Below are 14289 nucleotides of genomic sequence, written 5' to 3'. Positions count from 1 at the left end.
TTGATCGGTTGATGGGCGTCAGCCCTAGCCAGGCGGCAAACTCTCGTCCATTGCGGAACTGATGCCCGTCGCCAGCGATCGCGACGATTGCTGAGGCGGTCACAGGGCCAACTCCTGGAATGGTTCTCAGCAGCATAACCTGGGGATTTCTTCGACCCTCAAGCAGGATGCGTTTGTCGTACCAGAGGATGCGCAGATGCAAGGCGACCATCTGGTTGCACAGGTTCGTCAAAACCTCGATCGCGACCCCAGGAATGCTTGGATGATCTCCATCCAGCACCGCCTTAGCAAACTTCACGGCGCTTCCAATCCCTTGGGCAATCACGATACCAAACTCCCCCAGCAGGCCACGCAGCATGTTGCTGAGTTGGGTCCTTTGCCGCACGACCAAGTCACGAGCGCGATGCAGGAACAGAACGCCCTATTGTTCTTCAGTCTTGATCGCCACGAACCGCATCGTGGGGCGCGTCACAGCCTCACAGATTGCTTCGGCATCAATGGCGTCAGACTTGCCGCGTTTGACATAGGCCTTCACATACATCGCCGGCATCAGCCGGACTTCATGATCTAACTTCTGGAATTGCCGCGCCCAATGGTGGCCTGATCCACACGCCTCCATGCCGATGAGGCAGGGTTCAAGTTTCTCGAAGAACGGCAAAAGCTGCGCACGCCTGAGCGACTTGTTGAAAGCAACGGTACCGTCCGCTGTGATCCCATGCACCTGAAAGATGTTCTTGGCCAGATCTAGGCCGACTGTTGTAACCTGCATTGGGTGGCTCATTTCCTAGCAGTGATAGACAACTGCAGTATGGCGCATTGCGACGCCGGTGGAGCAGGAGCCATCCACCCCATCCGCTTCGACGCGCCGCGTCGCAGAAACACCGTGGCACGACGAATGTCCGGTATGGGCCGTCAGCGCTTGCCATCAGGACATAAAGCCGGGTCGCCTGCTAGGTGATCCAGAAGCGCGCGCACCCGAGTTGTAATGTGCCTGTTCTGCGGAAACAGCGCAGCGACGACATATGGCGATACCCGGTTTTCGCGAAAAAGCTCGACCAGGTCACCGGAGTTGAAGGCATCTGCGACGGTGTAGGCCGGGCACCGCGCAATGGCCGCACCTTCTACTGCAAGGCGCGCTGATGCTGCGGGGGCGTTCATTCGGAAGCGCCCGTTGACCTGGACGGCCTCTTCTTGGCCGCTGATGCTGAACCTCCACACCGTGGGCTCAGTCATGTTGCCATCGAGGATGCACTCATGCTTTGCCAGAGCCTGCGGATGGCTCGGGTGCCCTGCGCGGTCCAGATAGGCGGGTGAGGCACAGACAACTAAGGGCATGCGGCCCAATTGGCGAACTTTGAGCGAGCTGTCCCGCATGGGGCCAATCCTGACAGCAAGGTCGAGACCTTCCTCAACAATTGACGCTCTGCGGTCAGAGAACTGTAAATCAAGTTCCACATTGGGGTGTTTCTCTGCAAACTTGGCGAGCGAAGGGACCAAGCGCAATGCGCCAAACCCCGTTGGCGCAGAAATATGGATCACACCGCGCAGCGAGGCCTGCTCGTTTCTGACCCTGTCTTCGAGCTCATCAAACCCGTCGAGAAGCGGCTCGCACAACGTCAGGTATGTTGCGCCTGTATCTGTTAACGAGACGCTGCGGGTTGTGCGATTGAGCAACTGCACACCAAGCGCGTTTTCCAAATCAGCGACGTATTTGCTGACCAGGCGCGCAGACCGGCCCATGCGCTGCGCTGCAACGGTGAAAGACGCGTTATTTGCGACCAGCGCAAAGGCCCGCATGCGGTCGATCTTGTCCATCGTATTGCGCCTTTTGAGGGCTTAAACTTGGGCATTAATAGGTGATTATCATCAGATTGTGCAATGGGTATTGGTTGTTCAGCATTCAAACCTAACTGGAGATCCACATGTCCAACGCCGTTCGTATTCACCATTTCGCAAAATCTGGACACGCACATCGCGCCTTGGTCTTTGCGAAGCTTGCCGGGATTGCACATGAGGCGGTTCCCGTCGATCTGGCCGCTGGCGCGCATAAATCACCTGAATTTCTGGCCATGAATCCCAACGGGCAAGTGCCAGTCCTTGAGGACGGAGAGGTTGTTGTGTCCGACTCGAACGCGATCCTTGTCTATCTTGCGCGGACCTATGCGCCTGACTGGTTTCCAAGCGACGCGGTTGGGGAAGCCAATGTGCAGCGTTGGCTCACTTTGGCGGCAGGTGAGATTGCTTTTGGGTCTTGTGCGGCGCGGTTGATCACGGTTTTTGGCGCGTCGCTGGATCCAAAGTTCGCCGCCGCGACTGCTGAAAAAGCGATGCAAAAACTTGAGCATGGGCTAATCGGCAACGACTGGCTTGTCGGCGGGCGGCCCACGATCGCTGACGTGGCCAGCTACTCCTATACGGCCCACGCGCCGGAGGGGAATGTCTCTCTCGAGCCATACCCGAATGTTCGTGCATGGCTCGCTCGGTTTGAGGCCTTGCCGGGTTTTGAAGCCATGCCGACAACGGCTGTTGGCCTTGTTGCTGAGTGAAAGGACAAACCCATGACAACCGAAGCGCAACGGCATCCTTTGCCCCCGTTTACCAAAGAAACCGCCATTCAAAAGGTACGTCTTGCAGAAGACGGCTGGAACGGCCGAGATCCGGCAAAGGTCGCACTGGCCTACACGCCCGATAGCAAGTGGCGCAACCGGGCCGAGTTTCCTGAAGGGCGCGATCAGATTGAGGCGTTCCTGACCCGTAAATGGGTCAAGGAGTTGAACTACCGCCTGATCAAAGAACTGTGGGCCTATGACGGCAACCGTATCGCCGTCCGTTACGCTTATGAGTATCACGACGACAGCGGAAACTGGTTCCGGGCCTATGGCAACGAGAATTGGGAGTTTGACAAGGATGGCTACATGGAACGCCGATTTGCCAGCATCAATGAACACCCCATCAAAGAGGCGGATAGAAAGTTCCGCTGGCCGTTGGGACGCCGCCCGTATGATCATCCCGGTTTGAGTGATTTAGGGCTCTGATGTAGCGAACGTGAAAGGATCAAACGATGGCACCGATACACAAATCGCACAGAGGTGAGTTGATGCTGCAAGAGCGGCGTCACACACCGAAGGAGCTGAGCGACGCGATTCCGCACTACATAGACAGTGATATGCCGCGGCAGTATGCGGATTTTTTTGCGGGGCTGTCCTATTTGCCGCTCGCAACGCTTGACCATCAGGGCCGCCCCTGGGTCAGCCTTCTTGTTACACAGTCAGATAACGACCCATCCGTCGGTATTCAGGTTGCAGACCGGAACACCACAAATGTGGTGGCAGAAACCAATCCGCATGACCCCTTTTTGCGTGCTGTGAGCCAGGATCCCGCATCGGACCTTGAGGCGCGACTCTTTGCCGGGGTTGGAGTTGATTTCAGTAACCGCCGGCGCAACAAAATTGCGGGTTCCATACGTTCCGCAGATGTCGAGGGCGCGGAAAAGATCAGGTTACAGCTCTTGTCTGATCAGCACCTGGGGAACTGTCCCAAGTACATTACGGTTCGCTCGTTGGAGCACACGCGACGCAGCTCTGAACTTATCCATGAAGGCTTCGACGTACATTCATCTGCGCTGCCGGATGAGGCAAAATCCGTCGTGGCCCGTGCAAGCACTGTGTTTCTGGCGACAAAACATACAAGCGATGGCACCACTGCAGGCGCTCGGACCGATATGGGCGTCAACCATCGCGGCGGCGCGCCCGGCTTTACCCGGCTCTACGAAGAAAACGAGGGCAGTCACGTCACGACCTATCTGGTCCTGCCTGATCATTCAGGCAATCGTTTCTACCAGTCGCTGGGCAATATAGAGACGGACCCGCAGGTTGGGCTGGTCTTTCCAGACTTTGCAACGGGCGAGATTCTCTACATCACGGGGGATGCTGAAAATCTGCTCGGGGATGACGCTGATGCGTTGATGCCGCGCGCGAGCCTGCTGACACGTATCAAAGTGACGGGCGCGGTATTCGTGCGCGGAGGCCTGAACCTCAAGCTGGCATCACAAGAGCAGCTCTCCCCCTACAATCCGCCGATCAAATATTTGCGCGCGGAGCTGGAACAGATGGGGCATGCGATCGAGACGCATGAAGCTGCAACCCCACTGGCAGCCACGCTCGTCGCAACAAAGCCCCTGTCCAGCACGATCAGCACTTTCGAATTCGCGCTGTCTGCGCCAATCAAAGCCCCGTTGCCCGGTGGGTTTGGCGTCTTTGACTTCTCCGACCTCGTGGATGCCGGATATAGCCACATGAACGAGACAAACCCTCAGCTTGTGAACGAGGACTACGTCCGCACATGGACGCTTTCCGGCGGGGCGAAGTATGACGAAGAAAACAACGCCTTTCGCACGACAAACCGGGTCAGTGTTACGGTCAAACGCAAGCCAGGCGGTCTGATGTCCAACGTCCTGCACACCAACGCGGAAAAGCTGATCACGCACAAACTTCCTGCTCAATTCAAGGGCACCGGAGCGGGTTTCTCCTGTTTTTCCGAAATGGCTGAGAGCAGCCGCCCAAAGCTCCAAGAAAAGATGCTTTGGATCGCGGGCGGCGTTGGCATCACCCCGTTCATGGCGATGTGGGACGGCATCAAACAAGTGGCAAAGGCTTACCCGCAGGACCTGTCCACCGATATCGTGCTTCTGTATTCCGGTCGGGACGATGACATCGCAGTTCTGCAGCATTTTGCGGAGCAAAACAGCTCTGTTTCGGATCAGGTGACACTACATATCGTCACGTTTCAAAGCGCAGGCGAAAACCCATTGGCTGCGAAATCCGCACGCGATGATTTGTACGCAACGTTCACCGATCAGCCGTTGAAGTTTGAGGAACGACGCATGCAGAGCGACGACATTCAATCGGTAGCGCATATTGAAATGCGAGATGTGTACATGTGCGGTCCTGAAGCTATGATGATCAGTACGGAAGCGGCGCTCAACAATTTGGGCATTGAGGAAGCAAGACGTCACCGCGAGACGTTTGTGTTTTGATAGGGGGACAAAAACGTGTTCATGACGTCTCACCGAACAATTGGCCTATTTGGTCCAATTTGGTTCGGACAAGATCAAAGCGATGGTCAAGATCGACACCGGCCCGGACGTATCAGGAGCCACGCGGGATGAATGGGTCTGGTATCTTGATGACGATTGTGATGGTTTTGCCCGTAGGTTTACGGAAGGGGTCATTGAAGGTCGACAAAACTTAATTACCGAATTCGCAACACTACAACGCCAAGAGACTACACAGTGCATTGGGCTATCGCCCACTGGCGCCCGAGACCATCATTCCGATAGAAACCAGGCCAATCATGCACTAACAATAAGACTGGAGCCGTTAAATAGGGCTGCTCAAGCCACAATAAATGCCTAAAGTTGTCTTCTCTGTAAACGCACCCGCGACAACGCTATTTAACCATTATGAGGCTTGGAACTGAAACTCTCGGACCGGTGCGTATTTTCCAACAACCAGGACTGAAGTGTAAACGCGGCCGAGTTTTTGGGCGTGTCTTTCGAGATTGTCATGGAATACCAAACGCAGCGGACACGGCGTTCATCCAACACCACCAATGTGCCTTCAGCCAAATGCCGTTCGCACAGAACCTCATCCGCAAGTATCAATCCTTCGCCATCTTTGGCTGCGTCGATTGCAAGCGAAAGATTTGAATATACATGGCCGCCCTGCCATGCGGTGCTGTCAGGTACATGTTTTGCAAACCACTTGCACCATATCCCGCGGCCATTGTCATGTACCAAGGGGACTTTATTCCAATCAAGACACCCATTCTGGTCAAACAAACGGCCTTTAAGCTGCGGAGCGCAGGCGGGAAAACCGTCAATTGGAAACAGTTCACGGCGAAGTACACCCGTTTTTGGCTGTCTTGTGTCAAAATGGATGATGATATCGGAATGTTCACTGGCCAGAGAGGGCGGAGACCAGGACGGTCTGAGGTCCACTTTGATTTTAGGATATTCGTTGCAAAAATACGTGAGCCTTGATCGCAACCAAAGTGAGGCAAGTGCAGGTTCTGCAACAACTGTCAGAGTGTCGTGCAGTCTTGACTCAAGCAATTCGATACAACCATCGCGCAGCGACTGAAACCCGGTCGAAATCTGCGGGATCAGACGATGACCATCTTCGCTCAGGACAACGCGATTTCCGGTGCGCACAAACAACTTCGTTCCGAACCAGTCTTCAAGGTTTTTGACATGCGTGCTGACAACGCTGGAACTGATATTCAATTCACGCCCGGCGCTTGCAAAACTGCCAAGCCTTGCAGCCGCCTCAAAGGCACGCAGTGCGTTTAGGTGACGAAGAGAAAACATGATCAATTCAGCATACGAAAAATAGATGCTGACGTCCAACTATTTGCACTCATAGGTTCTCAAGATTTCCGTTTAGCATCGGTTCGGGAAAACACTCTTGGCAACCAAGGCGCTGAGACCAATCGCACCCTCGGAGAAAGACCATGTCCCATGCAAAATCTTTAAACCGCCGCCGTTTTCTGAAGACCACAGCAATGGGCATTGCCGCAGGGTCGGGATTGCTGGCTACACCGGCTTTGGCCAAGGCAAGATCGGTAAAAATCGGGTCTTACGGTGGGTTTTTTGAAGACAGCTTTAAGGCCAGTATCTTTCCGGAGTTTGAAGCCGCCGCCGGTATCAAGGTTCAAAGCGTGACACAGCCTGATTCTTCGGGCTGGCTGTTGACGATGCATCAAGCAATTCAGGCGGGTTCCATCCCGACCGATCTTTCTCTGCACGTCCCAATGAGCGTAATCAAAGGGGACCGGATGGGAACTGTCTTTGAAAATCTCGATCCCCAAAAAATCCCTAACCTCGGAAATGTTTATTCTGGTTTCATTCAGGAAACCGATGAGGGTCTGAAAGGTGCTGGTGCATTTAGCTACTATTCCTCTTTGGTGATTAACACTGACGAAGTCGATGCCCCCCAGAGCTGGGCGGAGCTATGGAACGTAGACCTGTTCGAAGCCAGCCTAGGTTTCCCGAGTGAACTGGCTTCGCCTTTACTTGATATCACGGCAGTGGTGTTCTTCGAGGGGCCGGAAATCTTAAAAACGCGTGAAGGTATCCAGACAGTTGTCGACAAGATCGGTGAGATGAATCCGAATATTGCATTGTGGTACAGTTCGACCAGCCAGATGGAACAATCCTTGAAAAACAACGACGTCATTGGCGGGATGCTATACCACGATGTTGCTGGGTTGCTTGCCGCGGACGGACTGCCGCTCGCGTCGATATTCCCCAAGGAAGGGAACCCTGTCGATTTCAATTCCTGGACGTTGTCGCGGGGAAGTGAGAATGTTGATGAAGCTCACGAGTTTATTAGTTTCTGCTGCCAATCCGAAGTTCAGGCATTGCTTTCTCGCTCAATCGGTGTCGCGCCGGTGGTCGATGTGGCCAGTACGGATTTGACCGAAGACGAAATCAGCGCTGTCGCCGGTACACCTTCTTTTCCGATGAGCTATGACATCTTGCTTAGCGAAGAGACATTTATCGACGAAGCCTTCAAACGGATGCGCGCGAACATCTGATAGCGACCAATGAACCAGTTGCGCGCTGCCTCGTTTGGTACTTGTCAGAATGTATTACAACAAAAAAGCTGGAAAACAGTGTGGTTGAATATTCCTACGGCCAAGTCCGAACTAGCGATGGCGAAACCCTAGTCTTCAAAACGGCCGGTGACGGACCGTTGAACGTTATCTTTATGGGGGGGTGGGGCTGCACCAAGGACTACTACGATGAGACGCTTGCGCTGCTGTCATTGAACGGTATTCGTATCGTAGTTTTTGATCTGCGTGGCCAAGGAGATTCGAGCGAGGTTACCTCCAACTACACATCAGAACGACAGGCCCAAGATGTTTTGAACGTTGCAGATGCTGCGGGCATGTCCACGTTCGTTGTTATCGGTCAGTCGATGGGTGCAAAATATGTGCAGCATGTTCCTTTGCTGGCACCAGAGCGCGTTTTGGGGCTTGTTTTGATTGCAGGGTGCCCTGCTGGCGCAATCAATATTTCGGATGAGGAACTGGATGAGATCGCCGGCTATGCCGGCAGCCGCGACGCGATGCGCGAGACCCACCACGCGATGATCACACGACCCATCCCGCACAATACGTCAGAGCTGTGGATTAAACAGGCTGCAGAAATTAGCCACAATGTCTTGCTTAAGACTTTGTGGCACTGTTTCCGAGATGATTTCGAGAAGGCTGTGCAATCCTCCCCGATGCCCGCCACGCTCATTGTCGGTGCCATTCATGACAAGTTCTTCCCGGTCCCCATGATGCAAGCGCGGGTCACTGCCCTTATCCCGGGTGCGCGCGAGATCTACCTTGATTGCGGTCACGAAATTCCAAGCGAATGCCCACAAGAGCTCGCTTTCGTGATCGAAAGTTTTTTGGCCGGTCTTGCCATTCCGCGGAAAGGCCAACTTCTATCTCAGTAACGACCCAGCCCGTTCAATGATAAAGGACACATATGAAACTTTTCAAAACCTATAAACCCGTGGGCACAGCAGAGCCCTATGGAACCTATGTTCATGCTTTGGAAGTACCGGCGGGTGCGCGGACGATCTATATTGCGGGCCAAACCCCGGAAGCCCAGAATGGGACTGTTCCGGAAACAATGACGGAACAGGCCCGTATCTGCTGGGGGAATATTGAAAGCATTCTGCACGAAGCAGGTTTGACAACCGCAAATTTGGTGCGCGTGTCGATGTATCTCAAAGACCGCGCGCTATATCAGGAGGCCGATGCTGTAAGCGCGGAATTCCTTGGAAACCATCGCACCGCGGCCGTCTGCTTTGAGGTCTCCTCGCTGATCGAAGACAGTTGGTTGATCGAAGTTGAAGCGATCGCAGCTGTAGTGGACTAAAAATGGTGAAAAAAGGCGCGCTCACTACCGGTCCTAGAAAGTTTTGGACTTGCTTTTTTTCCTGGCCTCTTTGCGACCCAAACCGACCCGCTGTCTATCTGAGTGGTGGCAACTTCATCACATAACGTGGAACTATGCTGTCGCCAAAGTGTAAGTCAAGGAAGAGCCAATGCCTGATTTGATCATGAGCCAAATTTGCAAGAAATACGGCTCAGTCACCGCCGTCGAAAATGCCAACCTCACCTTTGAAACAGGTAAGCTTACCGCTTTGCTTGGCCCCTCTGGATGTGGCAAGACTACTCTGCTGCGGATGATTGCGGGGTTGGAGGTGCCCACATTTGGTGACATCATCCTTGCGGGAGAGAGCATCGTTTCGAAAAGCGCAGAACAGAGAAAATTTGGGATGGTTTTCCAGAGCTTTGCTTTGTTCCCGCATCTGAACGTTCAGCGCAACGTCTCGTACTCTTTGCGTATTTCCGGGGTTGATGCCGCGATGCGGCGCGCTAAGGCGCAAGAACTGTTGGATTTGGTTCAACTTGGTGACAAAGGTGAGCGAAAAATTGGACAATTGTCCGGTGGCCAACGTCAACGGGTTGCCATTGCACGTGCCCTGGCGCAAGAGCCAGAAGTATTTCTGCTAGATGAGCCGATGTCTGCACTTGACGCGCAGTTACGGGGTGATTTGCAGATGCAATTGCGCCTTTTGCAGCAAAAACTAGGGATCACCACGATCGTGGTCACCCATGACCAACGCGAAGCCATGACCATGGCTGATCAGATCGTGGTCATGTCTCACGGACGGATCGAGCAGATCGGTTCTCCGCAAGAAATCTACCACAAACCCGCAAATTCATTTGTGGCCAACTTTATTGGCAATGCTAACTTGCTTGACGGTGTTGCTACCGCGACCGGTATCCGAGTGGGGGAAACAGATATTGCGGTCAGCGATCGAGATGAATTTGGCGCGGGCCAACGGGTCACGTTGTTCTGTCGGCCTGAAGCCGTCACACTGCATGACACGCCAGCCAAAAATGCCTTGCCGGGTACCGTAACCTTTGTGCGCGACGAAGGCCCGATCCGGGAAATCCACTTGACAACACCGGCTGGCGACATCACGGCCGAAATCCCGGGTTCGTTCGAAGAAACGGTCAAGATCGATGATAAGTTACATGCCATCCTACCCGAAAATCTGCTGCATCTGCTGCCCGAACGCGCCCACGATCAGAACGAGGCTGCGCGATAATGGGCCGCGCCGAACCTGCAGCATTTGTGACAAGACTGGGACGATCGGCCTTTGTAGCTGTTATTCTCATCCTGTGTGTCACGCCATTCCTTTTGGTTTTTGCCATTTCCTTTGGAGAAAAAATCGAAGGAGCGGCCTGGGCTTGGGGGTTTGAGTTTACAAACTACAAACGTTTCTTTGTAGGTGCTGATTATCCCAATACCACATCACTACTTTATCTCAAATTCCTGTGGTTCTCGCTTTATTACGCCATGTTCGCATCGATCCTAGCTGTTGCGACAAGCTTTCCATTTGTTTGGTTGATGACACGTCAATCCCGGCGGGCACAAACCTGTTGGCTTGTGTTCTTTCTGGCCAGCCTGACATTGTCTGAGGTCTTCGTTGTCATGGGATGGGACATTTTGTTGTCCAACCGTTCTGGCCTGCCCGCGCTGTTCAAGGAAATCGGCATTACGACATGGTTGAAAGAAAGCGGTTGGCTCGATGTTTTGCGTACCTGGGGAATAGCCAGCCCGCGCAATGTGCGCTTCAAACCGACAGAATTTGCAACCATTCTAACGATGTCCTATCTGGTTTGGCCCTATGCGGTGATCCTGCTTTATCCGCCGCTATCAAAGATCAACAATGAGCTGATAGAGGCAGCTCGTACCATGGGGGCGGGACCGGTGACCGTGGTGAGAACGATTGTCCTCCCGATGGTGCGCAAACCGCTTGTGGGCACAACTTTGTTGCTGTTTGTTTTCTTATTGGGCACGTATGTGACAATCGCCGTTTTTGCTGCGCCGGACAAAAGTACATTGTCCATCTCGGTCTATGAGGCCGTGCGGGGCGCAACGCTGAACGCGCCGTTTGGTTCAGCGCAGGCAATCATTTTGTTGATCACAGCCGCAATTATTCTGGTCTTGGGCCGGATCGCATTTTTGCCTGACGAAGGACGAAGATGATGGGAATATTCGTTTCTCGTCTGTTTATGGGCATAATCGCCGTTTGGATTGCGTTTCCAATCCTGGTAGTTTGCGCAGCAGCATTGAACGGGGGCAGGACGATGTTCTTTCCCCCCGAAGACCCGACGCTTTTGCGGTTTGCCGAATTCTTTGTAACAGAAGAAGTCTGGATTAGATCGCTCCGCAATTCACTGATCATCGCCTTTGGCGGCGCTGCACTTGCCGTTATGGCCGCCTGGCCGATCGCTTACTGGTTGTGGCGCAAGGCTGATGGGTTCTCAAAAATACTGGCCGGACTTGCATCGATGCCCTTTGCATTGCCACCCATCGTCTTTGGTGTTGGGTTGGTGTTTTTCTGGGGCTACTCGGGATCACTAGGCCACATCTGGTCAGGTATCATAAGCCACGCGGCCCTGTTTGTTGCGCTGCCCCTGACGACCCTTTCTATCGGTCTCCAAGGTATTGACCGGTCGCATATGGATGCTGCCGCGACCATGGGGGCCAGTGAGGCGACCGCATTTCGAACAATCATTCTTCCACAAATGCTGCCGTTCACGGCATCTGGCTTCTTTTTCGCGATGGTACTCAGTTTCAATGAATTTATCGTAGTCTTCTTTGTTTCGGCGTCAGCTTATTCGACGGTCACAGTGCAGATATTTAACTCTTTGAGAAATGGATTCACGCCTACGATGGCGGTAGGTGCCATCACATTTATTGTCACCTCGATTTTAATTTTTTCAATGATCGCTCGGTTTGGAAACCTGCCTCAGTTGTTGGGGGCAGACAACGCAAAATAGAGAGCACACCAAACTTACAGCCGGTAACGATTTTGGGCCGCCCTTATCGCGACCTCAGGCGGAAAGGCGCAGGGCTTCTGCCATTTGTCACGTGTGAATCGAACTCTCAGAATGCGGTCTTCAAATGCAGCTCGTGACTGCGTCGCCCAACGGGTGAAATGGGCAGTCTGCGAGGCAGGTGGTCGCGGAATGATAACAAGCCGACTCGCAACAACCGCATTCCATTTCTGTAGGCGAGCGGCCCATCGAGGGCCTGTGAGGCGATGGCTTTTCCGACGCCCTGGACAACAGCATCGAGCGTCTGAATTGAGCTGCCGCGTGATCCTGCAGATCAAGGCGCCTAGGAAACCGACCAGCTGACCCCGCAGGCCCGGGCGGTCACACCGATGAACGACACGGTCGGTGCGGCCCAGCAGTTGGGGCTACGCACCTTCGTCGAGGCCGCGGGTTCGGTCACGTATCCGCAGGAGCGGCTGGACTGATTGTCGAAGAAGTCGGACGCTGGTCGCTGCATTTGGGCCTGCCCGGCGAAGCGGAGTTCCACCTATCCAACCTCAACCCGGTGAACTCGAAGGTGAATTGCGCGATTTGGTTCTTACCTAGCATAGCCATGGTCGAGGAGTTGTGCGTCCCAGTGGGTCGCGCCCCGCCTTGGATAGTCGTGACGATGTGAATGTGTTGTTCGACTTTGATCTGACCCGGACATTCACATCCGCTATGCGTACCGCTGACGCGAGCGGTCATCTACAGGATGTCACCTTTCTCGCCGATATCCCGAATGGTGCACGCGTTCCCGATCGGTCAGAGAAGACTACGATCCTCAGGATCACAGGCACGCCGATGCAAGTGTTGTGGTCCCGGATATGATAAACGAGCAAGTTAATTCAATGTAGGTGTAGATCTTTGCCACAGTGTGGGCAGTGCCCCCGGGCCGAAGCGCTCCGGGATTTTTGAACGTCAGCCCTGATTTCCTCAGCGATGCGTTTGCTAAGGCCGAGTTCACGGCGAATTTCTTCAAGTTCCTGCTCTTCGTCTGCATCAATCACATCATCTTCAAGCGCCGTGCGGAATTTGCTTGCCATTTCTTCCCGGGTGCGGCGCAGGCGATCGGCCAAGCCACTGGCTAAAATACCGGCAGGAAGGGCGGCCATACCGATGCCAACCACGGCAACGAGTGAACCAAAAATCTGCCCAGCGGGTGTGATGGGAGTAACATCGCCATATCCAACAGTTGTCAGTGTTGCCATGGCCCACCACATCGCTGCGGGGATTGAGCCAAACTTGTCTGGCTGTATTTGGTGTTCGGCCAGATAGGCACCGCTGGCGGCCAGGACCAGTAGAACAATGAGGATGAAAAATCCCGCAAAAAAGGCATTTGCCTCTTCCCGGAACACGTCAAGCAACATCGACATGGCGGAGGAATACCTGGTGAGCTTGAGGATACGTAACAACCGAAGTACGCGCAGGAACCGAAGATCCATTTTGATGAAGAAACCGAGGTAAAACGGCAGTATCGCCAGCAAATCAATCAACGCCATGGATGACAGCATGTAACTGAGCCGGGGATTGGAGCTATCTTGGAATCTTGGGTCTTCGAGACTGGCCCAAACACGCGTGACATACTCGACACTGAAGACCGCAACCGAGACAACTTCGATCAGCCAAAAGGCAGTCGAATAACGGGTTTCCATACTATCAACGGTTTCTAGAATTACGGCAGCGACATTGACAGCGATCAATGTGATAAGAAACAAATCTAGATATCGACTCATCCAGTCAGATTTTTCATCCGGGTCGAGTTTTTTGTAGACGGTCTTGCGAAACTGGCTCATCACTTAGCACCCTGATGCGGTCTGATAGGTATGCATTATACAATCCGACCAACCTAACAGCCACGCTATTTGCCATATCTATCAATTTGCCGATCAACTGAATTACCAGCTCTCTGTGTCTGAACGGCAGTCGCCGTCTGGTTTCGGAAAAACGATACATTGCTTCCGTCCTAAATTGTCACCAAAGCGATAGCGTGATGCAATATGTCGGTAGTGGTCAATTAGACGGGACGACATTGATGGTGCGGCATTCGGCGATTGTTGCTCTCAGCCGACTTCAGATGCAGAGCAACATCTACTCGATCTCGACTTCGGCTGATGACATCGAGCAACGCAATGCGGGCATTCTGCACCTTCCACATTTCAATTCTCAATTTCCTGAATGCCACCATTCTTTTAGAGCGCAGTTGTTTGAATAGTCGATTGAGCACGACACGGCTTTTGTACCGTTGCACCGTGCACGGTCTAAAGTCCATTATATATTTCTGTGCTTGTTGATTGAAGCGAATTCGATTGCTTTGTGTACCTGATCCTTCAC

Annotated in this window: 14 protein-coding genes; 9 read left to right on the top strand and 5 right to left on the bottom strand. The window is 53.4% G+C overall.

The window, feature by feature from the left end:
• From Q1B27_RS24590 to Q1B27_RS23610, 3 genes are all read right to left on the bottom strand, one after another.
• Positions 1 to 358: transposase (locus Q1B27_RS24590; RefSeq protein ID WP_367181389.1), on the bottom strand; the 358-nt coding region annotated here is incomplete at its 3' end.
• 63 nt (positions 359 to 421) lie between these two features.
• The gene (locus Q1B27_RS24585; protein WP_367181388.1) at positions 422 to 769 is read right to left on the bottom strand and encodes a transposase; all 348 of its coding nucleotides are present in this window, start codon (positions 767 to 769) and stop codon (positions 422 to 424) included.
• Between the two features lie 143 nt (positions 770 to 912).
• A complete protein-coding gene (locus Q1B27_RS23610) occupies positions 913 to 1815 on the bottom strand; it encodes a LysR family transcriptional regulator (RefSeq protein ID WP_299852322.1) in 903 nt (300 codons plus the stop codon).
• Between the two features lie 107 nt (positions 1816 to 1922).
• Between Q1B27_RS23610 and Q1B27_RS23605 the strand changes: the two genes are divergently transcribed.
• The 3 genes from Q1B27_RS23605 to Q1B27_RS23595 all read left to right on the top strand — a co-directional run bounded on the left by Q1B27_RS23605 (position 1923) and on the right by Q1B27_RS23595 (position 5035).
• Positions 1923 to 2546 carry a glutathione S-transferase family protein gene (locus tag Q1B27_RS23605; RefSeq protein WP_299852319.1) on the top strand — a complete coding sequence of 208 codons (624 nt, stop codon included), beginning with the start codon at positions 1923 to 1925 and terminating at the stop codon, positions 2544 to 2546.
• A gap of 12 nt (positions 2547 to 2558) precedes the next feature.
• Positions 2559 to 3035, top strand: a complete 477-nt coding sequence (locus Q1B27_RS23600) for a nuclear transport factor 2 family protein (RefSeq protein ID WP_299852316.1) — start codon at positions 2559 to 2561, stop codon at positions 3033 to 3035.
• A 62-nt stretch (positions 3036 to 3097) separates the two neighbouring features.
• Positions 3098 to 5035, top strand: coding sequence for a pyridoxamine 5'-phosphate oxidase family protein (locus Q1B27_RS23595; RefSeq protein ID WP_299852313.1), 1938 nt, complete (start codon positions 3098 to 3100; stop codon positions 5033 to 5035).
• Positions 5036 to 5452: 417 nt separating this feature from the next.
• Here Q1B27_RS23595 and Q1B27_RS23590 read toward each other — a convergent pair whose 3' ends face one another.
• Positions 5453 to 6406, bottom strand: a complete 954-nt coding sequence (locus Q1B27_RS23590) for a LysR family transcriptional regulator (protein ID WP_299852310.1) — start codon at positions 6404 to 6406, stop codon at positions 5453 to 5455.
• 104 nt (positions 6407 to 6510) lie between these two features.
• Between Q1B27_RS23590 and Q1B27_RS23585 the strand changes: the two genes are divergently transcribed.
• The 6 genes from Q1B27_RS23585 (at position 6511) to Q1B27_RS23560 (ending at position 11919) form a co-directional block, all read left to right on the top strand.
• Positions 6511 to 7596, top strand: a complete 1086-nt coding sequence (locus Q1B27_RS23585; RefSeq protein ID WP_299852307.1) for an extracellular solute-binding protein — start codon at positions 6511 to 6513, stop codon at positions 7594 to 7596.
• Positions 7597 to 7676: 80 nt separating this feature from the next.
• On the top strand, positions 7677 to 8507 hold the full coding sequence (locus tag Q1B27_RS23580; RefSeq protein WP_299852304.1) for an alpha/beta hydrolase: 831 nt from the start codon (positions 7677 to 7679) through the stop codon (positions 8505 to 8507).
• 32 nt (positions 8508 to 8539) lie between these two features.
• On the top strand, positions 8540 to 8935 hold the full coding sequence (locus Q1B27_RS23575) for a RidA family protein (RefSeq protein ID WP_299852301.1): 396 nt from the start codon (positions 8540 to 8542) through the stop codon (positions 8933 to 8935).
• Positions 8936 to 9104: 169 nt separating this feature from the next.
• A complete protein-coding gene (locus Q1B27_RS23570) occupies positions 9105 to 10178 on the top strand; it encodes an ABC transporter ATP-binding protein (protein WP_299852298.1) in 1074 nt (357 codons plus the stop codon).
• Positions 10178 to 11122: an ABC transporter permease gene (locus tag Q1B27_RS23565; protein ID WP_299852295.1), complete on the top strand. Its 945-nt coding sequence runs from the start codon at positions 10178 to 10180 to the stop codon at positions 11120 to 11122. Before Q1B27_RS23570 ends, Q1B27_RS23565 begins: the two co-directional genes overlap by 1 nt.
• On the top strand, positions 11122 to 11919 hold the full coding sequence (locus Q1B27_RS23560; RefSeq protein WP_299852292.1) for an ABC transporter permease: 798 nt from the start codon (positions 11122 to 11124) through the stop codon (positions 11917 to 11919). The genes Q1B27_RS23565 and Q1B27_RS23560 overlap by 1 nt, the downstream gene beginning before the upstream one ends.
• An 884-nt stretch (positions 11920 to 12803) precedes the next feature.
• On the opposite strand, the gene Q1B27_RS23555 is transcribed toward Q1B27_RS23560, so the two are convergent.
• Positions 12804 to 13751 (bottom strand): ion transporter, encoded by a 948-nt coding sequence (locus tag Q1B27_RS23555; RefSeq protein WP_299852289.1) that lies wholly within the window; start codon positions 13749 to 13751, stop codon positions 12804 to 12806.
• Between the last annotated feature and the right edge of the window lie 538 nt (positions 13752 to 14289).

It is taken from the genome of uncultured Roseovarius sp. (assembly GCF_947489715.1).
Lineage (GTDB): Bacteria > Pseudomonadota > Alphaproteobacteria > Rhodobacterales > Rhodobacteraceae > Roseovarius.
Note: the sequence above shows the minus strand (reverse complement) of the source record. Positions and strands in the feature narration are given on the sequence as shown.

Bases quoted from the DNA above. Each gene is read 5' to 3' on its own strand.
- Q1B27_RS24585 (WP_367181388.1), bottom strand. From the start codon at position 769: ATGCAGGTTACAACAGTCGGCCTAGATCTGGCCAAGAACATCTTTCAG.
- Q1B27_RS23610 (WP_299852322.1), bottom strand. From the start codon at position 1,815: ATGGACAAGATCGACCGCATGCGGGCCTTTGCGCTGGTCGCAAATAAC.
- Q1B27_RS23605 (WP_299852319.1), top strand. From the start codon at position 1,923: ATGTCCAACGCCGTTCGTATTCACCATTTCGCAAAATCTGGACACGCA.
- Q1B27_RS23600 (WP_299852316.1), top strand. From the start codon at position 2,559: ATGACAACCGAAGCGCAACGGCATCCTTTGCCCCCGTTTACCAAAGAA.
- Q1B27_RS23595 (WP_299852313.1), top strand. From the start codon at position 3,098: ATGCTGCAAGAGCGGCGTCACACACCGAAGGAGCTGAGCGACGCGATT.
- Q1B27_RS23585 (WP_299852307.1), top strand. From the start codon at position 6,511: ATGTCCCATGCAAAATCTTTAAACCGCCGCCGTTTTCTGAAGACCACA.
- Q1B27_RS23575 (WP_299852301.1), top strand. From the start codon at position 8,540: ATGAAACTTTTCAAAACCTATAAACCCGTGGGCACAGCAGAGCCCTAT.
- Q1B27_RS23570 (WP_299852298.1), top strand. From the start codon at position 9,105: ATGCCTGATTTGATCATGAGCCAAATTTGCAAGAAATACGGCTCAGTC.
- Q1B27_RS23565 (WP_299852295.1), top strand. From the start codon at position 10,178: ATGGGCCGCGCCGAACCTGCAGCATTTGTGACAAGACTGGGACGATCG.
- Q1B27_RS23560 (WP_299852292.1), top strand. From the start codon at position 11,122: ATGGGAATATTCGTTTCTCGTCTGTTTATGGGCATAATCGCCGTTTGG.
- Q1B27_RS23555 (WP_299852289.1), bottom strand. From the start codon at position 13,751: ATGAGCCAGTTTCGCAAGACCGTCTACAAAAAACTCGACCCGGATGAA.